22 protein-coding genes and 1 tRNA gene are annotated in these 23,221 nt (G+C 74.3%); 11 read left to right on the forward strand and 12 right to left on the reverse strand.

Translation table 11 applies throughout. From position 1 onward, the window contains the following. The first annotated feature begins 56 nt into the window (after positions 1 to 56). Both JOF54_RS10950 and JOF54_RS10955 read left to right on the forward strand, forming a co-directional pair. On the forward strand, positions 57 to 1,175 hold the full coding sequence (locus tag JOF54_RS10950) for a lipid II:glycine glycyltransferase FemX (protein ID WP_210055578.1): 1,119 nt from the start codon (positions 57 to 59) through the stop codon (positions 1,173 to 1,175). Between the two features lie 73 nt (positions 1,176 to 1,248). After that, a complete protein-coding gene (locus JOF54_RS10955; RefSeq protein ID WP_210055580.1) occupies positions 1,249 to 2,304 on the forward strand; it encodes an alanine racemase in 1,056 nt (351 codons plus the stop codon). A gap of 88 nt (positions 2,305 to 2,392) precedes the next feature. Here the strand turns inward: JOF54_RS10955 and JOF54_RS10960 are convergent, their stop codons facing one another. From JOF54_RS10960 to JOF54_RS10980, 5 genes are read right to left on the reverse strand one after another with little or no spacing between them, the layout of a single operon-like run. Next, positions 2,393 to 3,184: a tyrosine-protein phosphatase gene (locus JOF54_RS10960; RefSeq protein WP_245359738.1), complete on the reverse strand. Its 792-nt coding sequence runs from the start codon at positions 3,182 to 3,184 to the stop codon at positions 2,393 to 2,395. Positions 3,185 to 3,216: 32 nt separating this feature from the next. Further along, entirely contained in the window at positions 3,217 to 4,377 is a 1,161-nt protein-coding gene (locus JOF54_RS10965; RefSeq protein WP_210059497.1) for a putative hexosyltransferase, read from the reverse strand. Further along, positions 4,377 to 5,771 carry a glycosyltransferase family 87 protein gene (locus JOF54_RS10970; RefSeq protein ID WP_307804060.1) on the reverse strand — a complete coding sequence of 465 codons (1,395 nt, stop codon included), beginning with the start codon at positions 5,769 to 5,771 and terminating at the stop codon, positions 4,377 to 4,379. Before JOF54_RS10970 ends, JOF54_RS10965 begins: the two co-directional genes overlap by 1 nt. A 56-nt stretch (positions 5,772 to 5,827) precedes the next feature. Then, positions 5,828 to 8,104 (reverse strand): transglycosylase domain-containing protein, encoded by a 2,277-nt coding sequence (locus JOF54_RS10975; protein WP_210055587.1) that lies wholly within the window; start codon positions 8,102 to 8,104, stop codon positions 5,828 to 5,830. Next, positions 8,097 to 8,516: a DUF5318 family protein gene (locus JOF54_RS10980; RefSeq protein ID WP_091415969.1), complete on the reverse strand. Its 420-nt coding sequence runs from the start codon at positions 8,514 to 8,516 to the stop codon at positions 8,097 to 8,099. The genes JOF54_RS10975 and JOF54_RS10980 overlap by 8 nt, the downstream gene beginning before the upstream one ends. Before the next feature lie 185 nt (positions 8,517 to 8,701). On the opposite strand from JOF54_RS10980, the gene JOF54_RS10985 reads away from it, so the two are divergent. The 3 genes from JOF54_RS10985 to JOF54_RS10995 all read left to right on the forward strand — a co-directional run bounded on the left by JOF54_RS10985 (position 8,702) and on the right by JOF54_RS10995 (position 10,595). After that, positions 8,702 to 8,774: transfer RNA gene (locus tag JOF54_RS10985), tRNA-Ala, on the forward strand. Positions 8,775 to 8,937: 163 nt separating this feature from the next. Then, positions 8,938 to 10,371, forward strand: a complete 1,434-nt coding sequence (locus JOF54_RS10990; protein WP_210055588.1) for a glycosyltransferase family 2 protein — start codon at positions 8,938 to 8,940, stop codon at positions 10,369 to 10,371. Next, complete coding sequence (locus JOF54_RS10995) at positions 10,368 to 10,595, forward strand: hypothetical protein (protein WP_210055590.1); 228 nt, start codon at positions 10,368 to 10,370, stop codon at positions 10,593 to 10,595. The genes JOF54_RS10990 and JOF54_RS10995 overlap by 4 nt, the downstream gene beginning before the upstream one ends. Positions 10,596 to 10,605: 10 nt before the next feature. On the opposite strand, the gene JOF54_RS11000 is transcribed toward JOF54_RS10995, so the two are convergent. Genes JOF54_RS11000 through JOF54_RS11010 form a run of 3 tightly spaced genes read right to left on the reverse strand, consistent with a single transcriptional unit; the run spans position 10,606 to position 13,779 of the window. Then, on the reverse strand, positions 10,606 to 11,541 hold the full coding sequence (locus tag JOF54_RS11000; RefSeq protein ID WP_210055592.1) for a carbohydrate kinase family protein: 936 nt from the start codon (positions 11,539 to 11,541) through the stop codon (positions 10,606 to 10,608). Then, positions 11,531 to 12,742 carry a D-mannonate dehydratase ManD gene (manD, locus tag JOF54_RS11005; RefSeq protein ID WP_210055594.1) on the reverse strand — a complete coding sequence of 404 codons (1,212 nt, stop codon included), beginning with the start codon at positions 12,740 to 12,742 and terminating at the stop codon, positions 11,531 to 11,533. Before manD ends, JOF54_RS11000 begins: the two co-directional genes overlap by 11 nt. Next, positions 12,739 to 13,779, reverse strand: a complete 1,041-nt coding sequence (locus JOF54_RS11010) for an L-idonate 5-dehydrogenase (protein WP_210055596.1) — start codon at positions 13,777 to 13,779, stop codon at positions 12,739 to 12,741. The genes manD and JOF54_RS11010 overlap by 4 nt, the downstream gene beginning before the upstream one ends. Positions 13,780 to 13,920: 141 nt before the next feature. Here JOF54_RS11010 and gnd point away from each other — a divergent pair, with 141 nt between their 5' ends. After that, a complete protein-coding gene (gene gnd / locus JOF54_RS11015) occupies positions 13,921 to 15,012 on the forward strand; it encodes a phosphogluconate dehydrogenase (NAD(+)-dependent, decarboxylating) (RefSeq protein WP_210055598.1) in 1,092 nt (363 codons plus the stop codon). Between the two features lie 22 nt (positions 15,013 to 15,034). Here the strand turns inward: gnd and JOF54_RS11020 are convergent, their stop codons facing one another. Beyond that, complete coding sequence (locus tag JOF54_RS11020; RefSeq protein WP_210055600.1) at positions 15,035 to 15,397, reverse strand: DUF5997 family protein; 363 nt, start codon at positions 15,395 to 15,397, stop codon at positions 15,035 to 15,037. Between the two features lie 69 nt (positions 15,398 to 15,466). On the opposite strand from JOF54_RS11020, the gene JOF54_RS11025 reads away from it, so the two are divergent. Next, positions 15,467 to 16,180: a LysR substrate-binding domain-containing protein gene (locus JOF54_RS11025; RefSeq protein WP_210055602.1), complete on the forward strand. Its 714-nt coding sequence runs from the start codon at positions 15,467 to 15,469 to the stop codon at positions 16,178 to 16,180. On the opposite strand, the gene JOF54_RS11030 is transcribed toward JOF54_RS11025, so the two are convergent. The 3 genes from JOF54_RS11030 to JOF54_RS21495 are packed head-to-tail and all read right to left on the reverse strand — an operon-like array spanning position 16,177 to position 17,780. Next, positions 16,177 to 17,121, reverse strand: a complete 945-nt coding sequence (locus tag JOF54_RS11030) for an NAD(P)/FAD-dependent oxidoreductase (RefSeq protein WP_210055604.1) — start codon at positions 17,119 to 17,121, stop codon at positions 16,177 to 16,179. The genes JOF54_RS11025 and JOF54_RS11030 overlap by 4 nt on opposite strands. 51 nt (positions 17,122 to 17,172) lie before the next feature. Beyond that, positions 17,173 to 17,592, reverse strand: coding sequence for a PPOX class F420-dependent oxidoreductase (locus JOF54_RS11035; protein ID WP_210055606.1), 420 nt, complete (start codon positions 17,590 to 17,592; stop codon positions 17,173 to 17,175). Positions 17,593 to 17,645: 53 nt separating this feature from the next. After that, positions 17,646 to 17,780: a hypothetical protein gene (locus JOF54_RS21495; RefSeq protein WP_281073377.1), complete on the reverse strand. Its 135-nt coding sequence runs from the start codon at positions 17,778 to 17,780 to the stop codon at positions 17,646 to 17,648. Between the two features lie 112 nt (positions 17,781 to 17,892). On the opposite strand from JOF54_RS21495, the gene JOF54_RS21500 reads away from it, so the two are divergent. The 4 genes from JOF54_RS21500 (at position 17,893) to JOF54_RS11055 (ending at position 23,143) form a co-directional block, all read left to right on the forward strand. Beyond that, the gene (locus JOF54_RS21500; RefSeq protein WP_210055609.1) at positions 17,893 to 19,113 is read left to right on the forward strand and encodes a sensor histidine kinase; all 1,221 of its coding nucleotides are present in this window, start codon (positions 17,893 to 17,895) and stop codon (positions 19,111 to 19,113) included. Beyond that, entirely contained in the window at positions 19,098 to 19,775 is a 678-nt protein-coding gene (locus JOF54_RS11045; protein ID WP_372443515.1) for a response regulator, read from the forward strand. Before JOF54_RS21500 ends, JOF54_RS11045 begins: the two co-directional genes overlap by 16 nt. 106 nt (positions 19,776 to 19,881) lie before the next feature. Beyond that, positions 19,882 to 20,679: an ABC transporter ATP-binding protein gene (locus JOF54_RS11050; protein ID WP_210055613.1), complete on the forward strand. Its 798-nt coding sequence runs from the start codon at positions 19,882 to 19,884 to the stop codon at positions 20,677 to 20,679. Between the two features lies 1 nt (position 20,680). Beyond that, positions 20,681 to 23,143 carry an FtsX-like permease family protein gene (locus JOF54_RS11055; RefSeq protein ID WP_210055615.1) on the forward strand — a complete coding sequence of 821 codons (2,463 nt, stop codon included), beginning with the start codon at positions 20,681 to 20,683 and terminating at the stop codon, positions 23,141 to 23,143. Positions 23,144 to 23,221: the final 78 nt, after the last annotated feature.

Below are 23,221 nucleotides of genomic sequence, written 5' to 3' on the forward strand. Positions count from 1 at the left end.
CCTGCTGGGGGCGCGGGCGGGCGGCGTGCCGGCCCGCAACGGATAGATTCTCGTCCGTGGTTCTCACCGTACGGACGATCTCCCCCGACCGGCATGTCCTGTTCAACGCCTCCCAGCCCTCGGTCAGCTTCCTGCAGACCCCGGCCTGGGGCCAGGTGAAGAGCGAGTGGCGCAACGAGTCGCTGGGCTGGTTCGACGAGCAGGACCGCCTGGTCGGCGCGGGCCTGGTGCTCTACCGGCAGCTGCCCAAGGTCAAGAAGTACCTGGCCTACCTGCCCGAGGGCCCGACGATCGACTGGGACGCCGAGGACATCGGCGTGTGGCTCCGCCCGCTGGCCGAGCACGTCAAGGCCGCCGGGGCGTTCGGCGTCCGGGTGGGCGCGCCCGTCGTCGTCCGCCGCTGGGGTCCCGACACCATCAAGGCCGCCATCGCCGACGAGCGCATCCCGCGGCTCAGCGAGGCCCTCCCCGACGAGGTCAACCACACCCACACCCACCTGCGCGACAGCATGCGCCAGCTCGGCTGGCGCCCGCCGGACGAGGAGGAGGGCTTCGCCGCCGGCCAGCCGCGGTTCGTCTTCCAGCTGCCGACCGCCGGCCGCACGCCCGAGGAGCTGCTGGCCGGGATGAACCAGCTGTGGCGGCGCAACATCAAGAAGGCCGCCAAGCTGGGCGTCACCGTCCGGCAGGGCGAGCGCGACGACCTCGCCCGCTTCCACCCGCTCTACGTCGAGACCGCCGAGCGCGACCACTTCACCCCGCGGCCGCTGTCCTACTTCGAGACGATGTGGGACGCGCTGCGCGCGGAGGACCCCGACCGCATCCGGCTCTACCTCGCCGAGCACGAGGGCGACCTGGTCGCCGCCACGACGTGGGTCCGGGTCGGCGGGCACGCCTGGTACTCCTACGGCGCCAGCTCGACGGCCAAGCGCGAGGTCCGCGGCTCCAACGCCGTCCAGTGGCAGATGATCCAGGACGCGGTCGCCGCGGGCTGCACCGTCTACGACCTCCGCGGCATCACCGAGGGCCTGGAGGCCGACGACCCGCACCTCGGGCTCATCCAGTTCAAGGTGGGCACCGGCGGCGAGGCCGTGGAGTACCTGGGCGAGTGGGACCTGCCCCTCAACGCCCTGCTCTACAAGGCCTTCGACGTCTACATGAAGCGCCGCGGCTGAGACGCTGCTGCGCTGTGCCGCGTACTCACGGCACGGCGCAGCACCATCTCGGCCGCACCGGTAGCCTCGCCGGATGAGCGGACTCACCCTGCACCTGGACGTCGAGCGCTGGCGCCGCCACCTGCGCAGCGAGGCCGCGGCCATCCCCGGCCTGGTGCCGGTGGTCAAGGGCAACGGCTACGGCTTCGGGCTCCGCCGGCTGGCCGAGGAGGCCGCCCTGCTCGGCGTCGACGCGCTGGCCGTCGGGGTCGCCGCCGAAGTGGCCGAGGTGCGCGACGTCTTCCCCGGCACCGTCGTCGTCCTCAACCCCTGGGACGCCGCCAACCCGACCGCGGTCGAGCTGGCTGAGGACCCCAAGGTGCTCACCACCGTCTCCCGGCTCGAGGACCTGGCCGCGCTGGCCGACCTCGACACCCGGCCCCGGGTGCTCGTCGAGGTGCTCACCTCGATGCGTCGGCACGGCATCGACCCGACCCAGCTGGACCGGGTCGCCCTGCTGCTGGACCGGGTGAAGTTCGAGGGCTGGTCGATCCACCTGCCGCTGGACGAGCACGGCCGGCGCGCCGAGACCGAACGGCTGGCCCGGGCCGCGCTGGCTGCCGCCCCCGGACCGCTGTGGATCTCCCACCTGCCGCCCGCCGAGGCCCAGGACGTCGTGGCCGCGCTGGCCGCACCCGGTGAGGCCCCCGCACCCCTGCACCTGCGGAGCGGCACCCGGCTCTGGCTGGGCGACCCCGGCAGCCGCCGGACCACCGCGACCGTCATGGACGTGCACGCCGTGCAGCGCGGCCAGCGGGTCGGCTACCGGCAGCGCAAGGCCCCGGCGGCGGGGCACGTCGTCGTGGTCGCCGGCGGGACCGCCCAGGGCGTGGGGATGGAGGCGCCGACGTCGGCCAGCACCCTCCGGCAGCGGGCGGTCGCGCTGGCCGGCGGCGGCCTGGAGGCGGCCGGCCGGGCGCTCAGCCCCTACACCGTCGACGGCCGCAAGCGCTGGTTCCTCGAGCCGCCGCACATGCAGTCCAGCCAGCTCTTCCTGCCCGCCGGCGTCACCCCGCCCGAGCGCGGCGACGAGGTCCCGGTCGAGCTGCGGCTCACCACCGCGACCGTCGACCGGATCGCGGAGGTCTGAGCCTCGCGCCCGGAGCACCCACCGTTCCCTGAGCCCGTCGAAGGGGCCTTCGGAACTCGGGCCACGGGAAGGCCTCAGGCCACCGGCGTCAGCCGCGCAGCTTCGCCTCGAGCCGCTGCTGGTCCTCCGCGGTCCAGCCGAGCCGCTCGACGAGGCCGGGCACGCCCCCGTACTCGGCGTCGACGTGGTCGAGCAGCGCGCGCATGGTCTCGGCGTGGGTCAGGTGCGAGCTGAGCGGGCGGTCCCGCAGGTTCGCGGCGTAGGTCTTCGTGGCGAGCAGCCGGTCGAGGATCTGCTGGACGCGCTCGGAGCTGGCGGCGTAGTCGTCGATGACGGCCTCGCGGTCGGCGCCGACCAGGCTGAGAGCCAGGGCCACGACGGTACCGGTCCGGTCCTTGCCCGCGGCGCAGTGCACCAGGGAGGCACCCTCGGCCCGGGAGATGACCCGGAGCGCCTCGACGACGGAGTCGGGCCGGTCGGCGAGGTAGCTCAGGTAGATCGAGGCGATGGGGTTGTCGAGCTCGACCGTCGGCTTCAGGTCGACCCAGGGCAGCGCCTTCTCGGGCAGCACCTCGGGGCGCTCGTCGGGCTTGTCCTCGCCGACCCCCTCGCGCCACTCGCGGAACAGCGACAGCTGGTGGATGGTGACCTCGGGGTGGCCGACCAGCGGGCCGGGTCCCTCGTTCTCAGCCTCGTACTCGCTGCGGAGGTCGACGACGTCGGACAGACCGAGGCCCAGCAACGCGTCGACGTCGGACGGGGTGAGGGACTGCAGGTTGTCCGAGCGGAGCAGCTGCCCCGTCCGGATGGCGCCGCCGTCGGTGGTGGGGATCCCTCCGACGTCCCGCAGGTTGGCCAGTCCGTCGAGCTCAATCCACATCCGCTGCACGGCTCCCAGTGTAGGGAACCGCCTCAGCTGGCCCAGTGGCCGGTGAAGAACAGCCAGCTCCACCACAGCAGAAGCACGACCCCGAGCGCCCAGAGCGCGACCACCAGCACCCGGTGCACGCGGGCCGCGACCGGCCGGGCGGGAGCGGCGGTGCCCCAGCGGGCGAGCATGACCCACAGCGGGAACCAGAGCAGGGTGGCCCTGTTGACCGAGAAGAACCAGTAGGACAGCGAGAAGGCGAGCACCTGCACCCCGACCCAGCTGGCCTCGGCCCACAGCCGGTGGCGCAGGCACCAGGCGGTGACGACGAGGCCGACCACCATCGAGACGACCTCGGCCCGGAACACCGCCGCCCACCACGGGTGGTCGGCGTAGGCGCCGGGGACGATGGCCGGGATGGTGTGGAGGAACGACTGCCACGGGGTGGTCAGCTCGCGGACCCAGCCCGTCGACTGGGCGGTGTACCAGGCGGTCCAGCTGCCGGTCAGGCCGTGCAGGTACGTGGCGAAAGCGACGATGACGGCGGCCGGCAGCAGCAGCCAGGCCAGCCGCCGGACCCGGCCGGGCAGGTCCACCCCGCGGGAGGTCAGGACCATCACCGCGAGCGCGCCGAGCAGGAACAGCCCGGAGACCCGGACGGTGCAGGCGGCGGCCGCCAGGACGGCGGCGGCGGCCCAGCGGTCGGCGCGGGCGCGTTCCCAGGCCCAGAAGGCGGCCGCGCAGAACAGCGACTCCGTGTAGGGCACGGTGGTGAAGACGGCGGGCGGGGCGAACAGCCAGGCGACGGCCGCCCAGGGCCCGCCGAGCCGGAGCAGCGCCCCGGCCGCGACCGCGGAGCAGACCAGCGACAGGACCACCCCGCCGACGGCGACCGGGATCCCGAGCGCGAGCCCGCCGGCCAGCAGGGTGGGCAGGCCGGGGAAGAAGGCCATGAGGATGCCGTCGGGCTCGGCGAAGTAGCCGCCCCGGGCCAGCGCGCTGAAGTGCTGGACGTCCCAGTTGCTCACCATGTCGGTGAAGCTCCGGCCCTCGCGCAGCGCCAGCAGCACCGCGACCAGGGCGATCAACCCGCGGCTGGCCAGCCAGGCCTGGACGACGAGCCGACCACCGCCGTCCGCGCCCGGTCGCTCGCCACCGGGTGCCTCCGGGGCCGTCCGGGCCGGGGCCAGCGCGGCCAGCCGCATCACGTCGCCGCCCCGAGGGCATGCCGGAACCGGGTCAGCCAGGGGGCGTCCACGGCGCCGTCGAGCGTTCCGCCGCCCGGGTCGTCGGCACCGTCACGGCGGACCGGGTCGTGGGCCGGCCGCAGGACGTCGCGGACGACGACGCCGACCACCCACGCCTGGGTGGCCAGCCGGAGGAGCACGGCGAGCCAGTAGACCCGGTCGGCCGAGCCGTCGCCGGGGGCGAGCAGCCCGCCGAGGTGCCACCAGATGGCGACGAAGTAGACGAGCTCGCCGACGGTGAAGACCAGCCAGTCGCGCCACCGCGGACGGGCCAGCACCAGCAGCGGCAACAGCCACAGCACGTACTGCGGGGAGTAGACCTTGTTGGTCATCAGGAACGCGGCGACGACGAGGAAGGCCACCTGGCCGAGCCGCGGACGGCGGGGCGCCAGCAGGATCAGCAGCCCGATGGCCAGGCAGCCGACCGCGAAGAGACCGCCGCTCACGGCGTTGAGCTGCGGCACCGGGCGGCCGGCGAGGGAGAAGACGTACCAGAGCGAGCCGAAGTCGCCGGCCCGGTCGGAGTTGAACGACCAGAAGCTCAGCCAGGCGTCGGGCGCGAGCAGCAGCACCGGCAGGTTGACCGCTGTCCACGCGACGGCGAAGCCGGCCAGGGCGACGCCGAGGTCCCGCATCCGTCGGGCCCGCAGGCAGAGCAGCAGGAGCGGTCCGAGGAGCAGCAGGGGATAGAGCTTCGCCGCCATCCCCAGCCCCAGCAGCACCCCGGCCAGCGTCGGGTGGCGGCGCGACCAGGCCAGCAGCGCGGTGGCGGTGAGGGCGACGGGCAGCAGGTCCCAGTTGATGAGCGCGGTCGCGGCGACGCAGGGCGAGGCGGCGACCATCATCGCGTCCCAGGGCCGGCCGGGGACGGTGCGCGCCTGGGCCCAGAGGGTGAGCAGCAGCAGGGCGCCGAGCAGGACGGCGTTGACGTCGACGAAGCGCAGGGTGGCGTCGACGGCCTGCTGGTCGCTCAGCCCGGCGCCGGTGGGGGCGCCCAGGAGGACCGTGAGCCGGCGCTCGAGCTCGAGGAACCAGCCGGTGAGGACGGGGTACTCCAGCACGGGGTAGTCGCCGGAGTCGAGGTAGGGGACGTTGCCCTGCAGCAGGCCGCGGCCGCTGTAGAGCAGGCCGATGTCGGAGTAGCAGAGGTCGCGGTACTGCTCGATGGACTGGCCGGCGACGGTGATCCGGCAGGGCAGCCGGAAGACCATCCCGGCCAGGTAGACCAGCGTGCCGACGACGAGGGCGACCCGGACCGGGCTCCACCAGCGCGGTGGCCGGGCGTGCGCGCCGGGCGGCCCGCCGACGCGGCGGCTGAGGCCGGCGACGAACGGGTCGCTGCGGGAGGGCACGTCCGGCGCCGGCGGGCGCGCGGACGGGCGGTCCACCGGGACGGCGGAGGCCACGCTCAGCCGCCGCCGGCCGGGGTGGCGTCCCCGCCCGCGTTCTCCTCGTCGCCGTTCTCGCCGTCGCCCCCGCCGGTGCTGGCGCTCTGGCTCGGCTCCGGCTCCGGCTCGGCCTCGGCGGACCGGCTGGGCTCCTCGCTCGGCTCCGGCTCCTGGGTGGACGGCTCGGCGCTGGGCTCGGCGCTCGGCTCCTCGGAGGGCTCCTCCGTCGGCTCCTGCGTCGGCTCCTGGGTGGCGCTCGGCTGCTCCGTCGGCTGCTGGGTGTAGCTCGGCGACGGCTGCGGCGCCGCATCGGCGTTCACGTAGGCCGGCGGGTCGAACGCGCGGACCGGCTGGTCGTCGGTGGCGACCTGCATGTACTGGTCCCAGGTCTGGGCCGGGTAGGTGCCGCCGAAGAAGGTGCTGTCGCCGGGGCGGCGGTAGTCGTCGAGGCTCTCGCTGCCGCTGTCGCCCGCCACGTACATGACGGCGGTGGAGATCTGCTTGGTGTAGCCGACGAACCAGGAGGAGTTGACGATGTCCTTCCCCTTCGTGTCGGTGACGCCGTTGGTGCCGGTCTTGCCGGCGACCGGCCGGTTCAGCGTCTGCACCCGCTGGCCGGTGCCGTTCTCGACGACGCTGGACAGGGCGAAGGTGACGTCGTGGGCGATGTCCTCGCTGACCGCGCGCTTCTTCTTCGGCTCGGCCTTGTAGATGACCTTGCCGTCGGCGTCCTCGACCTCCTTGACGACGTGGTTCTGCACCGCGGTGCCGTCGTTGGCGAAGGTGGCGTAGCCGCTGGCCATGTTGAGCGGGCTGACCTCCGGCGTGCCGATCGGGATGTTGCGGGGAGCCGCGTCCCAGCCGGTCGCCTTCGGGGCGCCGGCCGCCCGGGCGACGTCGAGCACCTTGTTCTTGCCGTCCTTCATCGTGGTGACGAGGTCGACGAAGGCGGTGTTGATCGAGTACGTCGTCGCGTTGAGCAGGCTGGTCTGGTAGCCGTAGCTCTGGCTGTACTCGTTCCGGACGATCGTCGGGTCACCGGGCAGGTTGAAGCTGCTGCCGCGGAACAGCGAGTGCAGGCTGTAGCCGTCCTTGAGCCCGGCGGCCAGGGCGTAGGTCTTGAACGTCGAGGCGGTCGGTCGGGGCGTGGTCGCCCAGTTCCGCGAGTTCTTGACGTAGTTCGGGCCGCCGTAGAGGGCCAGCACCTCCCCGGTGTTGACGTCGACCGAGGCGATGCCGGCGTGGAGCTTCGAGGCCTTCTCCCCCGACGCGTCGGCGGCCTGCTCGGTGACGTCCTGGGCGGCTTTGACCGCCGCGTTCTGCGCCGCCTTGTCGAAGGTCGTGGTGATCTTCAGCCCGCCGCCGTTGATCTGCTCGGAGGTGAAGCCGGCGTCGGTGAGCTCGCGCTCGACCATCTTGAGCAGGAAGCCCTTGGGCCCGCCGTAGCGCTCGTTGGTCTTGATCTCGGGGAACTTCGGCAGCTTCTTCGCGTGCTTGTCGGCCTCGGCCTGGGTGATGGCGCCGGTGTCGGCCATCGACTGCAGGACGTAGCGGTAGCGGTCGCGCAGCCGGGGCAGGTTGTCCTCGTCGTCGGGGTCGAAGGCCGACGGGTTGTTGATGACGCTGGCCAGCACCGCCGCCTGCGGGACGCTCAGCTTCTTGGCGTCCTCGTCGAAGAAGTTCTGCGACGCCGCCTCGATGCCGTAGGCCCCGTGCCCGAAGTAGATCGTGTTGAGGTAGCCCTCGAGGATCTGCTCCTTGGAGAGCTGCTTGTTGATCTTGTAGGCGAGGAACAGCTCCTTGAACTTCCGGGTCGCCGTCTGCTCGGAGTACAGGTACTTGATCTTGATGTACTGCTGGGTGATGGTCGAGCCGCCCTGCAGCGAACCACCCCGGGCGATCACGTAGGCGGCGCGCGCCATGCCCCGCAGCGAGATGCCGCGGTCGGTCCAGAAGGACCGGTTCTCGGCGGCGACGACGGCGTCCTTGATCGTCTTCGGCATCTCGTCCAGGGTCAGAGGCTGCCGGTTCTGGATGGCGAAGCTGCCCAGCTCGGCCTTGCCGTCCCCGTAGTAGACGAAGGTCGTCGCCGTCTCGAAGTCGGCGTTGGCGTCGGGCAGGTCCGTCGTCGCGTACCCCACGCCGACGACGGCCGTCCCACCCACCAGGCCCAGGACGACGAGCGACACGAGCCCGATCAGGATCCGCCGCGCCCACCGCTGTCCGCGCGTGCGCTGCTTCTTCGACGTGGCGCCCACCGGACGCTTCGCGACGGGCCCCCACTGGGGGTCAGCCATAGATGTCCTCAACTGTCTGCTGGCGGCGCGGGGGCTTCCTCTTCACCCCGTCGCCGAGGAGGTAGCTCAGGATCATGTGGTTCCAGTGGCAGGTCTGGCACACCTCGACGACGACGACCTTGAACTCCCCGAACTCGTGCGCCATCTCCTCGAGCTCCGGGGTCCGCTTGATGCGGCCGGAGTACTGACCGAGCTGGTCGCCGAAGACGTAGCTCAGGGTGGTCAGGTTCGGGGTCTGGCACACCGGGCAGGGGATCTCCGTCGACTCCCCGTGGTGCTTGGCGGCGCGCAGCAGCATCGGGTCGGCGTCGCACGCGTCGAGGCGCGCCAGAGCCTTCCCCGGGCGGCGCAGCTTCTCCAGCGTGGAGCGTCGCTGCAGCGCGTAATCGATGACCTCCCGCTGCGACCACATGGGCGCAAGGTTACGTCGTCGTCCTGACCAGGACGAGGTGCGCGAGGGCGGTCTGGGTCACGGTTCTGAGTGGAACTCACGTCGTTCTGCCCTCGTGGGGCCGGGTCGGGCGGCTGGTGGGTCACGGGGGGATGACGTAACATCGTGCGCTGGCCAGGCGGTCCCTCGGGGCGGTCGCGGCCGGAGGGGCCATGGCGCAATTGGTAGCGCACCTGCTTTGCAAGCAGGGGGTTAGGGGTTCGAGTCCCCTTGGCTCCACTTCCTCCGCCGAGCCCCGTTCCACCGCCGTCAGGGTGTGGTCCTCTGGGGCGTCGGCCCTCCCTCAGCCCGTTCTTCCCCGTCACCCAGCAACAGCCGCGACCCGGGCTGCACCTGGCACAATCGTCCCCGCCGGGGGGTGTCGCCTGAAGGGGTCTCTCCTGTGCAGAAGTTCGAGCGCTACGTCGGCCTGCTCCTCGTGGGCCTGGCCGCCCTGGGCGCGGTCCTCGTGGGGCTGGCCGCGGCCACCGTCTTCCGGACCCCGCGCGTGGACGAGGCCACGCCGACCACCGTCGGGGTCTGGCACCTGCTCTACAACACCACCGCCCCCTCTCCCGTCGTGATCCTCGGGGCGATCGGGCTGGGGCTGGTGCTGGCTGCGGTGGTCGCGCTGGTCGAGCGCCGGGTGAGCACCCGGGCCCGGCGCAGCGAGGACGCCGTCCGGATGCCGCTGGCCCCCAAGCTCGTGATGGCGGAGACCCGCGGCGTCTACGCCGGGCCGGTGACGATCACCGTCCTGATCCCCGCCCACAACGAGGCCGGCTGCATCGCCGCGACCATCGCGTCGCTGCGCTCCCAGTCGCACCCGCCGGAGCGGATCATCGTCGTCGCCGACAACTGCACCGACGAGACGGTGCCGATCGCCCGGGCCGCTGGTGTCGAGGTGGTCGAGACCGTCGGCAACACGAAGAAGAAGGCCGGCGGGCTCAACCAGGTGCTGGCGCTCGTGCTGCCCGAGCAGGGCGACAACGACACCGTCATGATCATGGACGCCGACACCACCCTCGACCAGGGCTTCCTCGCCGCAGCGGTCCAGCGGATGACGAACGACCGGGCGCTGATGGCCGTCGGCGGACTCTTCTACGGCGAGGAGGGCGGCGGGCTCATCGGGCTGTTCCAGCGCAACGAGTACACCCGCTACGCCCGCGACGTCAGCCGCCGCCGCGGCCGGGTCTTCGTGCTCACCGGGACCGCGTCGATCTTCCGGCCGCGTGCCCTGCGCACCGTCGCCGCCGAGCGCGGGCGCAGCCTTCCCGGCGTGCCGGGCGACGTCTACGACACCCTCGTCCTCACCGAGGACAACGAGCTCACCCTGGCGCTCAAGTCGCTGGGCGCGCTGATGATCTCCCCGTCGGAGTGCACGGTGGTCACCGAGGTCATGCAGAACTGGCGCGCGCTGTGGGCGCAGCGGCTCCGGTGGCAGCGCGGTGCCGTCGAGAACCTCGGCGACTACGGCCTGCGGCCCTCCGTCATGCGCTACTGGGCGCAGCAGCTGGGCATCGGCTACGGCGTCATCGCCATCGTCGGCTACCTGCTGCTCATCCTCGTCATGCTGCTGTCCCTCGACCAGTGGGTGTGGTTCCCGTTCTGGGTCGGCGTCGGCGGGCTGTTCGTCGTCGAACGGGTGGTCACCGTCTGGCGGGGCGGCTGGCCGGCCCGGCTGCTGGCGCTGACGCTCTTCCCCGAGCTCGCGTACTCGCTCGTCCTCAACGCGGTGTTCGTCAAGGGCGTTCTCGACATCGCCGTCCGCCGCCAGGCCAGCTGGAAGCACGTCGTCCAGAGCCCCACGCCCAGCACCACCGGAGGTCACGCATGACGCACGCGCTGCTCGTCCCGCTCGGCCTCCTCTTCTCCCAGGACGTCCTGCGGTCGCACGCCTTCCAGTTCCTCGCCGCCTTCGTCGCCGTCAACACGATCATGTACGTCGGCCTGGCGGTGGCGAAGATGCTGCCGAAGGTCTACGTCAGCGACTGGCACCGCGGCCGCTACAGCCGCGCCGAGACCCGGAGCATCCACCCGGACGACACCGGCACCCGCTGACCCGGAGCGGTCAGCCGGCGGTCGCCGCGTGCGCCCGCGTCTGCTCGAGCGTCGGCACCAGGCCGGTCCCGCCACGACCGCCGACGACCAGCGACGCCGCGGCGACCGCCAGCCCGGTCGCCGTCACCAGGTCGTCGCCCCGGACCAGCCGGGCGGTCAAGGTCCCGACGACGGCGTCGCCGGCGCCCGTCTGGTCGAGCACCGCCGGCGCGGGGACGGCGTCGACCCACGTCTCCCCCGAGCCCGCCACCAGCTGCACGCCCTCGGCGCCGCAGGTCACGGCGACGGCCTCCGCCCCGAGCGCCCGCAGCGCCCGCCCCGCCTCGACGGCCGACCCGACACCCAGCAGCGCCGACGTCTCGCCCGGGAAGGACGGTGTCACCAGCCACGCCCGTGCCGCCAGCTCGCGCAGCACCACCCCCGCCTCGGCCGCCGACGTCAGCCGCGGCCGGAAGTTGGGGTCGTAGACGAACCGCGACGCCACCCCGGCCGCGGTCCGCACCGCCGCGGCCGCCGACGCCGAGACCGCGCAGGTGATCCCGCTCGCCACCACCGCGCCGGCCTCCGCCAGCACGTCGAGGTCGAGGTCGTCGACCGACAGCGACGACCCCACGGAGCCGGAGCGGGCGTAGGCGAACTCGCGCTGGCCCTCGGGGTCGCTGTGCACCAGGTACATCCCCTGCTGCCCGCGCCGGCGCCGCACCAGGGCGGTCGACACCCCCAGCTCGTCGACCCGGGCCAGGACGGCGTCGCCCAGCTCGTCGTCGGTCAGCACGCAGGCCAGCCCGACCCGCGCCCCGGCGGCCGCGGCGCAGGCGGCGACGTTCAGCGCGTCACCCGACACCTGCAGCCGGGCAGGCACGCCGTGCCCGAAGGGCTGCTCCGTGCCGACCTCGAGCAGCACCTCCCCCAGCACGACGACGTCGAACGCGGCCTCACCAGTCATGCATCGACCCGTCGAGCCGCCGGTTCACCGGCAGGTACTTGGGCGCGTACGGGTACCGCGCGGCGGCCTCCTCGTCGAAGGTGACCCCGAGGCCGGGCTCCTCACCGGGGTGCATGAAGCCGTCGGCGAAGGAGTAGGAGGTCCGGAACACCTCCTCGGCGGGCGAGCGGTGGCCCATGTACTCCTGGATGCCGAAGTTGGGGATGCTCAGGTCGACGTGCAGCGCCGCCGCCATCGCCACCGGGGACAGGTCGCCCGGCCCGTGCGAGCCCGACCGCACGCCGTAGAGATCGGCGAGGGCGAAGATCCGCCGCAGGTGGGTGATGCCGCCGGCGTGGGTCACCGAGGTGCGGATGTAGTCGATGAGCCGCTCGGTGATCAGCTGCTGGCAGTCCCAGATGGAGTTGAACACCTCGCCGACGGCCAGCGGCGTCGTCGTGTGGCTGCGGATCAGCCGGAACGCCGCCTGGTCCTCCGCCGGCGTCGGGTCCTCGATCCAGAACGGACGGTACGGCTCCAGCGCCCTGCCCAGCCGGCCCGCCTCGATCGGGGTGAGCCGGTGGTGCACGTCGTGCAGCACGTGCAGCCCGTACCCGAACTCGGCCCGGACGTGGGCCAGCAGGGTCGGCGCGAAGTCGAGGTAGGCCGTCGTCTCCCAGACGTCCTCCTGCGGCACCTCGCCGCTGGCCGGCTCGTAGAGCAGCCCGTCGCCGGGCGGCACCCCGTAGGTCTTGTCGATGCCCGGGACCGCCGCCTGCACCCGGATGGCCTTGTACCCCTGCGCCAGGTGCGCCTCGACGTCGCGGGAGAGGTCGTCGAGCGTCGTGCCGCTGGCGTGGCCGTAGACCATGACGCCGTCCCGGGCCGCCCCGCCGAGCAGCTGGTGGACCGGCATCCCGGCGACCTGGCCCAGCAGGTCCCAGAGCGCCACGTCGACGGCGGCGATCGCCGTCATGGTCACCGGGCCGCGCCGCCAGTAGGCGCCGCGGTAGAGGTACTGCCAGGTGTCCTCGATCCGGCGGGCGTCGCGGCCGACGAGCAGCGGGCAGACGTGGTCGCGGAGGTAGGAGGCGACGGCGAGCTCGCGGCCGTTGAGGGTGGCGTCGCCGACCCCGGTGAGGCCGTCCTCGGTCTCGACGACCAGGGTCACGTAGTTGCGCCCCGGGGAGCAGACGACGACCCGGGCGTCGGTGATCCTCACCGGAGGTCCCCGTCCGCGAGCCGGAGCAGGACCTTGCTGCTGCCGGTGCCCCGGTCGGCGGCCACCCGCACGGCCTCGACGGCGTCGGCCAGGGCGAACCGGTGGGTGATCAGGGGCGACACGTCGAGCCCGGCGGCCATGGCGGCGACCGCGTCGGTGATCTCGTCGACGAAGCGGTAGCTGCCCACCCAGGTGATCTCACGGGTGACGAGGTCGCCGAGCGCGGCCGGGCTGGGCTCGCCGGGCAGGTTGCCGACCTGGACCAGCGTCCCGCCGCGGGCCACGGCGTGCAGCACCGCGCCCAGCGCGCCCGGGAACCCCGACGCCTCGACCACCAGCTCGACGTCGGCCGGCAGGCTGTCCCCCGCGCGCACGTCGAGGGTCACGTCCGCGCCCATCGCCCGGGCGATCGCCAGCGCGGTCGGGCTGACGTCGGCGGCGGTCACCGTCCGGGCGCCGGCGAAGCGCAGCGCGGCGACCACGAGCGAGCCGATCGGCCCGGCGCCGTTGACCAGCACGTCGCGGCCGCGCACGTCCCCGGCCCGGCGGACGGCGTGCATCGCCACCCCGAGCGGCTCGGCCAGGGCACCGTGCAGGGTCGGGACGGCGTCGGGCAGCGGCCGCAGCTGGTCGGCCCGGACCGCCACCTGCTCGGCGAGGGCCCCGTCGGTGTGCGGGAGGAACGCGGCCGAGCCGAGGTAGCGGACCTCCGGGTAGAGGTTGGTCCGGCCGGCGAGCCGCTCGGGCATCGTCCCGTCGCCGACCAGCGTCGCCGGGTGCACCGTCACGGGCTGCCCGACCTCGACGCCGCCGACCCCGGGCCCGAGGGCGCGGACCCGGCCGGCCACCTCGTGGCCCAGGACCAGCGGCTCGCGGACCACCGAGGTCCCGGACGCCCCGTGCCGCCAGTAGGAGAGGTCGGAGCCGCAGAGCCCGCCCCACTCGAGGTCGAGGACCACCTCACCGGGTCCGGCGACCGGCTCCGGCCGCTCCTCCACCCGGACGTCGCCCGCCCCGTGCACCACCACTGCTCGCATCGCCGCTCCTGCGCTCGTCCCGGCCCAGCCGATCACGCCGCCGCGGCCGGGCCCGCAGCGGGGTCGCCGCACGCTCGCACCGCCCCCGAGCGAGCGGGAGCACCCCTGTTATGTTCGGACCCTTCGACGAGGGGAGCCACCGTGCAGCTCGGAATGATCGGTCTCGGCCGGATGGGTGCCAACATCGTCCGCCGCCTCATGCGGGACGGCCACGAGTGCGTGGTCTACGACGTCAGCGCCGACTCGATCGCCGCCCTGGAGAAGGAGGGTGCCGTCGGCGCCCCCACGCTCGAGGAGTTCGTCGCCAAGCTGGAGCAGCCGCGGGTGGCGTGGGTGATGATCCCCGCCGGCATCACCGGCGAGACGGTGGAGAAGCTGGCCCCGCTGCTGGACGAGGGCGACGTCATCATCGACGGCGGCAACTCGAACTACCACGACGACGTCCGCCGGGCGAAGAAGCTGCGCGAGCAGGGGATCCACTACGTCGACATCGGCACCAGCGGCGGCGTCTTCGGCCTCGAGCGTGGCTACTGCCTCATGGTGGGCGGCGACGAGGAGGCGGTCAGCCTCATCGACCCGGTCCTCAAGACCATCGCCCCCGGGCCCGGCGAGATCGAGCGCACCCCCGGCCGCGAGGGCGAGCTGGGCGCGGAGGAGCAGGGCTACCTGCACTGCGGTCCCTCCGGCGCCGGCCACTTCGTGAAGATGGTCCACAACGGCATCGAGTACGGCATCATGGCCGCCTTCGCCGAGGGGCTGAACATCCTCCACAACGCCGACGCGGGCATCAAGGCCGGCGAGCACTCCGCCGAGATCGCCCCGCTGGAGGAGCCGGAGTACTACCAGTTCGACATCGACACCGCGAAGGTCACCGAGCTGTGGCGCCGCGGGTCGGTCATCTCCTCCTGGCTGCTGGACCTCACGGCTGCCGCCCTCCAGTCCAACCCGACGCTGGACGGCCTGGCCGGGCGCGTCTCCGACTCGGGCGAGGGCCGCTGGACGGTCAAGGCGGCCATCGACGTCGGGGTCCCGGTCCCGGTGCTGGCCGCGTCGCTGTTCGAGCGGTTCGCCTCCCGCGACGAGGACAAGTTCGCCAACCAGGTGCTGTCAGCCATGCGCCAGCAGTTCGGCGGCCACCACGAGCTCCCCGCGGGCAGCTCGCTCGAGGCCGGCGGCGAGAAGGCCGACCAGGTCGGCGGCACCCACACCGACGGCAAGGGCGCGCAGGCCTGACCGGCAGGACCGCCGCCGCGCCTCAGCGGTGCAGGCGGTGGTCCTTCGCCCGCTCCTTCTCCTCGATCGTCGCGGTGTAGGTGCGGCGCTCCTTGAGCAGCCACGGCGGCGGGTCGGCCAGCAGGGCGCCGATCTGCTCGGCGTCCAGGCTGTCGTCCAGCCCGTTGCGGCCCAGCGCGGCGCGGGAGATGCCGAGCTTCTGGGCGACGACGTCGCGCGGGAAGGGGCCGTTGCGCCGCAGCTCGACCAACCACTCCGGCGGCTCGGCCTTCAGCTGCTCCACCTCGTCACGGGTCAGCTCCGCGTGCTGGAACTCCTCCGGGGTCGCGGGCAGGTGGACACCGAGCTTCTGGGCTGCGGTGAGGGGCTTCAGGGTCTGGCTCACCGCCCCAGGCTAGCGATCCCCGGCCCGCCGCCCCACCGCGCGCACGGACCCCGGGTCTAGCCTGCGGGGGTGAGCGACCCCTCCCCCGCCGACGGCCGGCACGCCGTCCCGACGCTGCGGGTCGGCTTCGTGCCCGGGGTGACGGTGACCAAGTGGCGCCGGATCTGGGCCGACCGGTTCCCGCGGCTGGGGCTCGACGTCGTCGAGGTGGCCCAGGCCGACCAGCACGCCGCGCTGACCGACGAGGCCGTCGACCTCTGCTTCGTCCGGCTGCCGCTGGAGGACCCGCGCCTCCACCTCATCCCGCTGTGGAGCGAGCAGCCGGTGGTGGTGGCGCGGCGCGACCACCCCGTCGCCGTGTTCGACTCCGTCACCCGGGCCGACCTGGCCGAGGAGGACGTCGTCGAGGGCTTCGTCGGCGAGGAGGCGTTCGACCTGGTGGCGGGCGGGGCCGGCGTCCTCTACCTGCCCCAGGCGGTGGCCCGGGCCGCCAGCCGCAAGGACCTCGTGCACCGGCCCGTCACCGACGCGGAGCCGACGCAGATCGGGCTGGCCTGGCTGCGGGAGAACCCGCACGAGATGATCGAGGAGTTCGTCGGCATCGTCCGGGGACGCACGGCCAACAGCTCGCGGTCGACCCGGCCGGCCGAGACCGGAACGCCGACCACGCCGACCAAGCCGGCGAAGGCCGGGCCCGCCCGGACCGCGCCGAGGCCGAAGCCGGTCGCCGGTCGGACCCGGACCACCAGCACGCGGCGTCCGGGCCGCTCCCGCGGGCGCTAGGCGCCGGCGAGCCGCTCGGCCAGCGCGCGGCCCAGCGCGACGCCGGACAGGTAGGCCGACTCGACCCGGGGCTTGTCCGACCAGGCGTCGCCGCAGACCCCGACGAGGTCGTCGCCGAGGAAGAAGCGCTCGTCGCGCGTCCCGCTCGGCTTGGCGAACGTCCAGCGGTGCACGTGGGTGGACGCGGCCTCGGTGCTGATGCCCAGCGCGTCCCGGACGGCGAGCTCCATCAGCGGGGCGGCCTCCTGAGGCGCCTCGATGTGCTCGGCGGCGAACTCCGGCGTGGAGTGGGCGACCAGGACGGGCGCGAAGTCGTCGCGGCGGCGGCCGTCGTCGGCGATCCAGGCGATGACCGGGTCGTCGGCGACGAAGGCGCCGTCCAGGGCCGGCCACGCGGCCTCGTCCCAGCGGGCGGTCAGGGCCAGCACCGGCTCGAAGGGGTCGTGCAGCGCGGCGGACACCGCGGTGAAGGCGGGGTCGAGGAGTCGCTGGGCCTGCGGGTCGGGCATGGCCAGGACGACGGCGTCGGCCGGCTGCCCGTCGACGTGCAGGCCGGGGGCGACGGCGCAGACCGTCTGCTCCCGGACGTCGAGGCCGGTGGCCAGGTCCTCGACGAGGGTGCGCAGCCCGCCCGGGGCGGCCCAGCGCATGGGACCGGGCTTGGGGGTGAGCTCGCCGTCGTCGGCGACCTGGAAGGTGTCGGTCCAGGGCCGGGCGAGCCCGCGGGACCGCCAGTCCTCGGCGAGGGCCTCGAAGGCGGGGTCGGAGACGGTGAAGTAGGACGCCCCGGTGTCGACGACCCGGCCGTCGGTGCGCCGGCTGGCCATCCGGCCACCGATCCGCTTGCCCCGGTCCAGCACCAGCACGTCGACGCCGGCGTCGCGCAGGGTGCGCGCGGCCGCCACCCCGGACAGGCCGGCTCCCACCACGATCACGGTCATGGCGTCATCGTGCCACCCGGCACCTGAGCGCCCTCTCCCGAGCGACCGGGGTCAGCGCAGGGAGCCGTAGACGTGGTCGGGTCGCAGCCGGACGACCACCCGGCGCTCGGCGACCATGGCGGCGCGGTAGGCGTCCCAGTCGTCGTGCTCGCCGGAGATGGCGCGGTAGAGGGCGACGAGCTCCTCGACGGCGACGTCGTCGGGCGCGGCGGCCACGGCCGAGAGCTCGACCGGGCCCTCCAGCACCGCGTAGGACCAGAACGAGCCGGCGTCGACCTTGAGCGCGGCCCAGGGCTCGCGTCGGAGGTTGGCGTACTTGGCGCGATCAGCGGTCGTCGAGACGCGGAGCACGCCCTCGTCGTCGACCGCGTGCACGACGTTCGACAGCTGCGGGCGGCCGTTGCGGCGCAGCGTGGTGAGGACGGACTGGTGGGTGCTCCGGGCCGCCGCCAGGGCCGCGCTGATCTCCATGGGGCGATGCTAGGTGCGGGGCCCCTGCGACGGGCTCAGGGAGCGGGGCCGGGTCAGGAGGGGAGGACCGGGTCGGTGACCTGGGCCCAGCGGTCGACCCTGGGCACCGGCCGGGTGCGCCGGCGCTCGAGGTACCAGACCACGCTGCCCACGGCCGCGCCGATGGCGACCACCGTCTTCCACTCCACGGGGGCAGCCTAGCCATCGCGTCGAGGGGCGACCGCGGTGCCGGGCACGCGCGCCGACGTCAGACCGCAGACCGATGGGTGGCGGCGCGGGCGCCCGTAGGCTGACCGGGCCATGAGCTCTCGCCTCGACCTGCAGGTCCGCGACCCGCGGTTCGTCGGGGACTTCGTCCTCGCCGCCACCGTCGCGGTGCTGGTCGGCGTCCCCTACGCCGCGAGCGGCGATCCCCTCGCCGCGGCGGCCAGCGTCATCCTGGCCTCGGCGCTGGTCGTGCGCCGGCTCGTCCCCGCCGCCGCTCTGGCCGTGGGCGCGGCGGGTGCCCTGGGGCAGCTGCTGACGCTGGGGCAGCCGATGGTGGGCATCGTCGTCGTGCCGATGCTGGTCTACGCCGCCGCCCGCTGGGGCAGCCACGTGGTCAGCCGGGCCGGTCTCGCGCTCGGCCTGGTCGGCGCCGTCCTGGGGCCGGCCCGCTGGGCGCTCGGGGTCTACTCCTCGAGCGCAGCGCTGGTCTACTTCGCGATGGGCGTCACCGGCTGCGCCGGCATCGTGCTGGCCGCCTACCTGGTGGGCCGCCGGCGACGCGAGGACGTGGAGAACCGCCGGGAGCGGCAGCTGTCCGAGCTCGAGCGCTCCCAGCTGCGGCTGGCCGAGCAGGAGCAGCGGGCCGCCGTCGCCGCCGTCGACGAGCGCAACCGGATCGCCCGCGAGCTGCACGACATCGTCGCCCACTCTCTCTCGGTGATCGTCGTCCAGGCCGAGGGCGGCAGGGCCCTGGCCAGCAAGCGGCCCGAGAAGGGCCCCGAGGTGCTCGGCACCATCGCCGAGACCAGCCGGGAGGCGCTGGAGGAGATGCGCCGGATGGTCGGCCTGCTGCGCAGCGGCGGCGCGGGCGCCGAGCCGACCTCCTACGTGCCCACCCCCGGCCTCGACGACATCCCCGACCTCGTCCGCAAGACCAGCGCCACCGCCCGCCTCGCCACCTTCGGCGCCCCGCCCCCCGTCAGCCAGGCCCTCGGCCTGACCGCCTACCGCATCGTCCAGGAAGCCATGACCAACACGCTCAAGCACGCCGGCCCCGCCGCCACCGCCCAGGTGACGCTCGCCTTCACCGCGACCGCGGTCGAGATCGAGGTGTCCGACGACGGCCGGGGCGCCGCGGCCACCGGTGACGGCCAGGGCCACGGGCTGCGGGGCATGCACGAGCGGGTCGCGCTGCACGGCGGCACGCTCACCGCGGGTCCGCGACCCACGGGCGGGTTCGCCGTCCGCGCGTCCCTCCCCCTCGCCGCCGCCCCCACCGGGCCGGCCGCGCCCGTCGCCTGGCGGACCCGCTGATGGCCGTCCGCGTCTTCCTGGTCGACGACCAGGCCCTGGTCCGCAGCGGCTTCCGGATGCTGATCGAGGCCGAGGACGACCTCGTCGTCGTCGGCGAGGCCGCCAACGGCCAGGACGCCGTCCAGGCACTGGCCCGCACCGCTGCCGACGTCGTGCTGATGGACATCCGGATGCCCGTCGTCGACGGCGTCGAGGCCACCCAGCGGCTGACGGCGGCCGGCCACCCCGCCCGCGTGCTGGTGCTCACCACCTTCGACCTCGACGAGTACGTCTTCGCCGCCCTCAAGGCCGGCGCCAGCGGCTTCCTGCTCAAGGACGCCCGACCGGCGGAGCTGCTCAGCGCCATCCGGGACGTGGCCGCCGGCGACGCCGTGGTGGCCCCCAGCGCCACCCGCCGGCTGCTCGCCCAGGTGGTGCCCACGCTGCCGGGCCGGCCGACCGAGCACGCCCCGGACCCCCGGCTGGCGCTGCTCACCGCCCGCGAGCTCGACGTGCTGGCCGAGATCGCCGCCGGCGCCAGCAACAGCGAGATCGGTGCTCGGCTGTACCTGGCCGAGGGAACCGTCAAGACCCACATCGGCCGGCTGCTGGCCAAGCTGGAGATCCGGGACCGTGTCGGGTTGGTGCTGTTCGCCTACGAGACCGGGGTCGTCACGGTCTGACCCGGGGTCCGACCGCGGACCCCCTCGGCGGGGCCCGCGCTCCGATGCGGTCCGGGGTCCCGCGTTCCTAGGTTGAGGCCGACACCTCGACCGAAGGGACTTCCCCGTGCGCACCACCCTCGAGCCGCCCACCGGCGCCGACCCCACCCCGGGCACCCGCCCCGGCCGCCCCGCCGCCGGGGACGCCGCCGTCCGCGCCGTCGACCTGGTCAAGACCTACGGCAGCGGCCGGACCGCCGTCCGGGCCCTGGACGGGGTCAGCGTCGACGTCACCCGCGGCCAGCTGACCGCCGTGATGGGGCCGTCGGGGTCCGGCAAGTCGACCCTCATGCACTGCCTGGCCGGCCTCGACACCGTGACCAGCGGCCAGGTCTTCCTCGGCGGCCGCGAGATCTCGGGCCTCCGCGACCGCGAGCTCACCGCCGTCCGCCGCGACCAGGTCGGCTTCGTCTTCCAGGCCTTCAACCTGCTGCCGACGCTCACCGCGGCGCAGAACATCACGCTGCCGCTGGAGCTGGCCGGCCGGCGCGTCGACCCGGGCCTGCTGCAGGCCACCGCCGTCAGCCTCGGCCTGCAGGACCGGCTGTCCCACCGGCCCAGCGAGCTCTCGGGCGGCCAGCAGCAGCGGGTGGCCATCGCCCGCGCCCTCATCACCCGCCCCGACGTCGTCTTCGCCGACGAGCCGACCGGCGCCCTCGACTCCCGCACCGGGCAGCAGCTGCTGGCCCAGCTGCGCAGCGCCAGCCGCGAGCTGGGCCAGACCATCGTCATGGTCACCCACGACCCCGGCGCCGCCGCGCACGCCGACCGGGTGCTGCTGCTCGCCGATGGCGCCCTGGTCGACGACCTCGACGCCCCCGGTCCCGACGACCTGCTGGCCGCGCTCACCCGGCTGGGGTCCTGACGTGCGGCGCGCCTGGCGCGAGCTCCGCGCCCACCCCGACCGCACCGTCTCCATCGGCCTCGCCGTCGTGGTCAGCGTCGCCTTCGTCGTCGCCTGCCTGGTCTTCGTGGCCACCGAGACCCGCGGCGTCGGCCAGCAGCTGAGCGCCCCGTCCTCCACCAGCGACGTGCTGGTGAGCACGGGCACCGACCCGGCCCCTGTCGCCGCCGCCGCGACCGGCCTGCCGGGCGTGGCCGCCGTGTCCACCACGGCCAGCACTTACGTCGCCTTCAGCACCGCCGAGGGCCCCGGCGCGATGGAGCTGACCACGCTCCCCGACCGGCCGGAGTTCCGCTGGTCGACGCTGTCGTCGGGCCGCTGGCCCACCACCGCCGACGAGGTGGTGCTGAGCCCCGGCACGGCGTCGTCCTACGGCGTGGCCGAGGGCGGCGTCCTCACCCTGGACCCGCAGGGCGACCGGCCGGCCCGGCGGCTCGTGGTGACCGGACTGCTCGCCGAGGGCGGCGGGCTGCTGGCCGACCTCGGCGACCACGGCGTCGTGGCCCCGGCCTTCGCCGCCGGCCTGTCCCCCGGGGAGCTCTCCGGCACCGTCCTCGTCCGGGTGACCCCGGGGACCGATCCCGGCACGGTGGTCGCGGCCCTGCGACCCGTCGTCGGCGAGACCGGGGACGTGCAGACCTCGGCCGAGGCCGGGGCGGCCGCGCTGGAGCAGGCGACCGGCGTCGGAGACGTCTTCGGCTACCTGGTGCTCGTCTTCGGCGCGATCGCCCTGCTGGTCGGCTCGATGACCGTGCTCAACACCCTGGTCATCGTCCTCACCCAGCGGCGCCGCGAGATCGGCCTGCTGCGCGCCGTCGGCGCCTCCACCCCGCAGGTGCGCCGGATGCTGCTGGCCGAGGCCCTGCTCACCGGCCTGCTCGGCTCGGCCGTCGGCGTCGTCGTCGGGATCGGGGTGGCGGCCCTCGCGGCCGCGCTGACCGGCGGGATCGCGGCCGGCCTGGCCGTGCCCCCGCTCGCGGTGGCGCTGGGCTTCGTCGGCGGGGTGGTCGTCACCGTCCTGGCCTCGCTGGCCCCGGTCCGACGGGCCAGCCGGGTCGCGCCGCTGGAGGCGCTGCGGCCCGTCGCCGCCGAACCCGACCGCCGCCGGTTCCTCCGGCTGCGCACCGCCACCGGCGGCCTGGGCACGCTGCTGGGGGTGGGCGTCATCGTCGTCGCGCTGACGGCGGACGCGCACAACGTCCTGCTGGCCGTCGCCGGTGCGGCCGTCACCTCCCTCGGCGTGCTGGCCCTCGCCGTGGTCGTCGTCCCCGCCCTGCTCCGCGCCGCGGGCCGGCTGGCGGGACGCGGCGGCCCCACCGCCCGGCTCGCGGCCGCCAACCTGGTCCGCAACCCGGGCCGCTCCGCCGCCACCTGCACCGCCCTGATGCTGGCCGTCGGGCTGATCGTCACCCTGCAGGTGGGCTCGGCCACCGTGAAGGCCACCCTCGACGCGGCCCTGGACGAGAAGTTCCCCGTCGACCTGGTGGTGACCAACCCGGACGGCCCGATCTCCCCGGCCGTCACCGCGGCCGTCGGCCGGGCCGCCGGCGTCACCGCGACGGTGGACGTCCGCAGCGTGCAGGCCGGCATCGTCGGCGCCGACCCGCAGGAGGACGCCACCGAGCTGCTGGTCTCCGCCCCGGGGGCCGGCGTCGAGCGCGTCGTGCCGACCGGGCTGGAGCCGCTGACCGGCCGGACCGCCCTCGTCGACGGCTTCACCCTGGAGATGCTCGGCGCGCGGTCGGGGGACCCGCTGGAGCTCACCTACCAGGGCCGGCGGGCCCGCTTCGTGCTGCAGGCCAGCGAGATCCCGCGCTCGGGCGGGGTGGTCGTGACCGACGACGCCCTCACCGCGCTGGCCCCGACCGCGCCGACCTCGGAGCTGTGGGCGGCGGCCGCGGACCGCGACGACGCCCGCGCCGTGCTGGCCGAGGTGCGGCAGGCGACAGCGGGCCAGCCCGGCCTGCGCGTCGACGGCTCGCTGCCCGAGGCCGCCGAGGTCGGGCAGGTGCTGGACACCCTGCTGGCGGTGGCCACCGGCCTGCTCGGGGTCGCGGTGCTCATCGCGCTCATCGGGGTGGGCAACACCCTCGGCCTCTCGGTGCTGGAGCGGACCCGGGAGTCGGCGCTGCTGCGGGCGCTCGGCCTGCAGCGCCGCCAGCTGCGAGGGATGCTCGCCGTCGAGGCCGTGCTCCTGGCGCTGGTCGGGGCCGTCGTCGGCGTGGTCGTGGGGATCGCCTTCGGGGGCGTCGGTGCCGCGTCGCTGGCCCGGGAGACCGGGATGGGGGCCCTGCACCTGGCCGTGCCGGTGGCCCAGACCCTCGGGGTGGTGGCCGTGGCCGCCCTCGCCGGGGCGCTCGCCTCGGTGCTGCCCGCCCGTCGGGCCGCCCTGGCCACGCCCACGGCGGCGCTGGCCGACCGCTGAGCCGGGGAGCGCACCACCCACCCCTGCGGGTGGTGCGCTCAACCCCTGCGGTGGTGAAACCTGGGGGACACACGGCGC

Source organism: Microlunatus capsulatus (assembly GCF_017876495.1).
Lineage (GTDB): Bacteria > Actinomycetota > Actinomycetes > Propionibacteriales > Propionibacteriaceae > Microlunatus > Microlunatus capsulatus.

Excerpts from the sequence above, each read along its gene's own strand:
- JOF54_RS11000 (WP_210055592.1), bottom strand. The coding sequence starts at position 11,541 with ATGACTGGTGAGGCCGCGTTCGACGTCGTCGTGCTGGGGGAGGTGCTG.
- JOF54_RS21500 (WP_210055609.1), top strand. The coding sequence starts at position 17,893 with ATGAGCTCTCGCCTCGACCTGCAGGTCCGCGACCCGCGGTTCGTCGGG.
- JOF54_RS10975 (WP_210055587.1), bottom strand. The coding sequence starts at position 8,104 with ATGGCTGACCCCCAGTGGGGGCCCGTCGCGAAGCGTCCGGTGGGCGCC.
- JOF54_RS10955 (WP_210055580.1), top strand. The coding sequence starts at position 1,249 with ATGAGCGGACTCACCCTGCACCTGGACGTCGAGCGCTGGCGCCGCCAC.
- JOF54_RS10960 (WP_245359738.1), bottom strand. The coding sequence starts at position 3,184 with ATGTGGATTGAGCTCGACGGACTGGCCAACCTGCGGGACGTCGGAGGG.
- JOF54_RS10980 (WP_091415969.1), bottom strand. The coding sequence starts at position 8,516 with ATGTGGTCGCAGCGGGAGGTCATCGATTACGCGCTGCAGCGACGCTCC.
- JOF54_RS10965 (WP_210059497.1), bottom strand. The coding sequence starts at position 4,377 with ATGCGGCTGGCCGCGCTGGCCCCGGCCCGGACGGCCCCGGAGGCACCC.
- JOF54_RS10995 (WP_210055590.1), top strand. The coding sequence starts at position 10,368 with ATGACGCACGCGCTGCTCGTCCCGCTCGGCCTCCTCTTCTCCCAGGAC.
- JOF54_RS11010 (WP_210055596.1), bottom strand. The coding sequence starts at position 13,779 with ATGCGAGCAGTGGTGGTGCACGGGGCGGGCGACGTCCGGGTGGAGGAG.
- JOF54_RS11035 (WP_210055606.1), bottom strand. The coding sequence starts at position 17,592 with ATGGAGATCAGCGCGGCCCTGGCGGCGGCCCGGAGCACCCACCAGTCC.
- JOF54_RS11030 (WP_210055604.1), bottom strand. The coding sequence starts at position 17,121 with ATGACCGTGATCGTGGTGGGAGCCGGCCTGTCCGGGGTGGCGGCCGCG.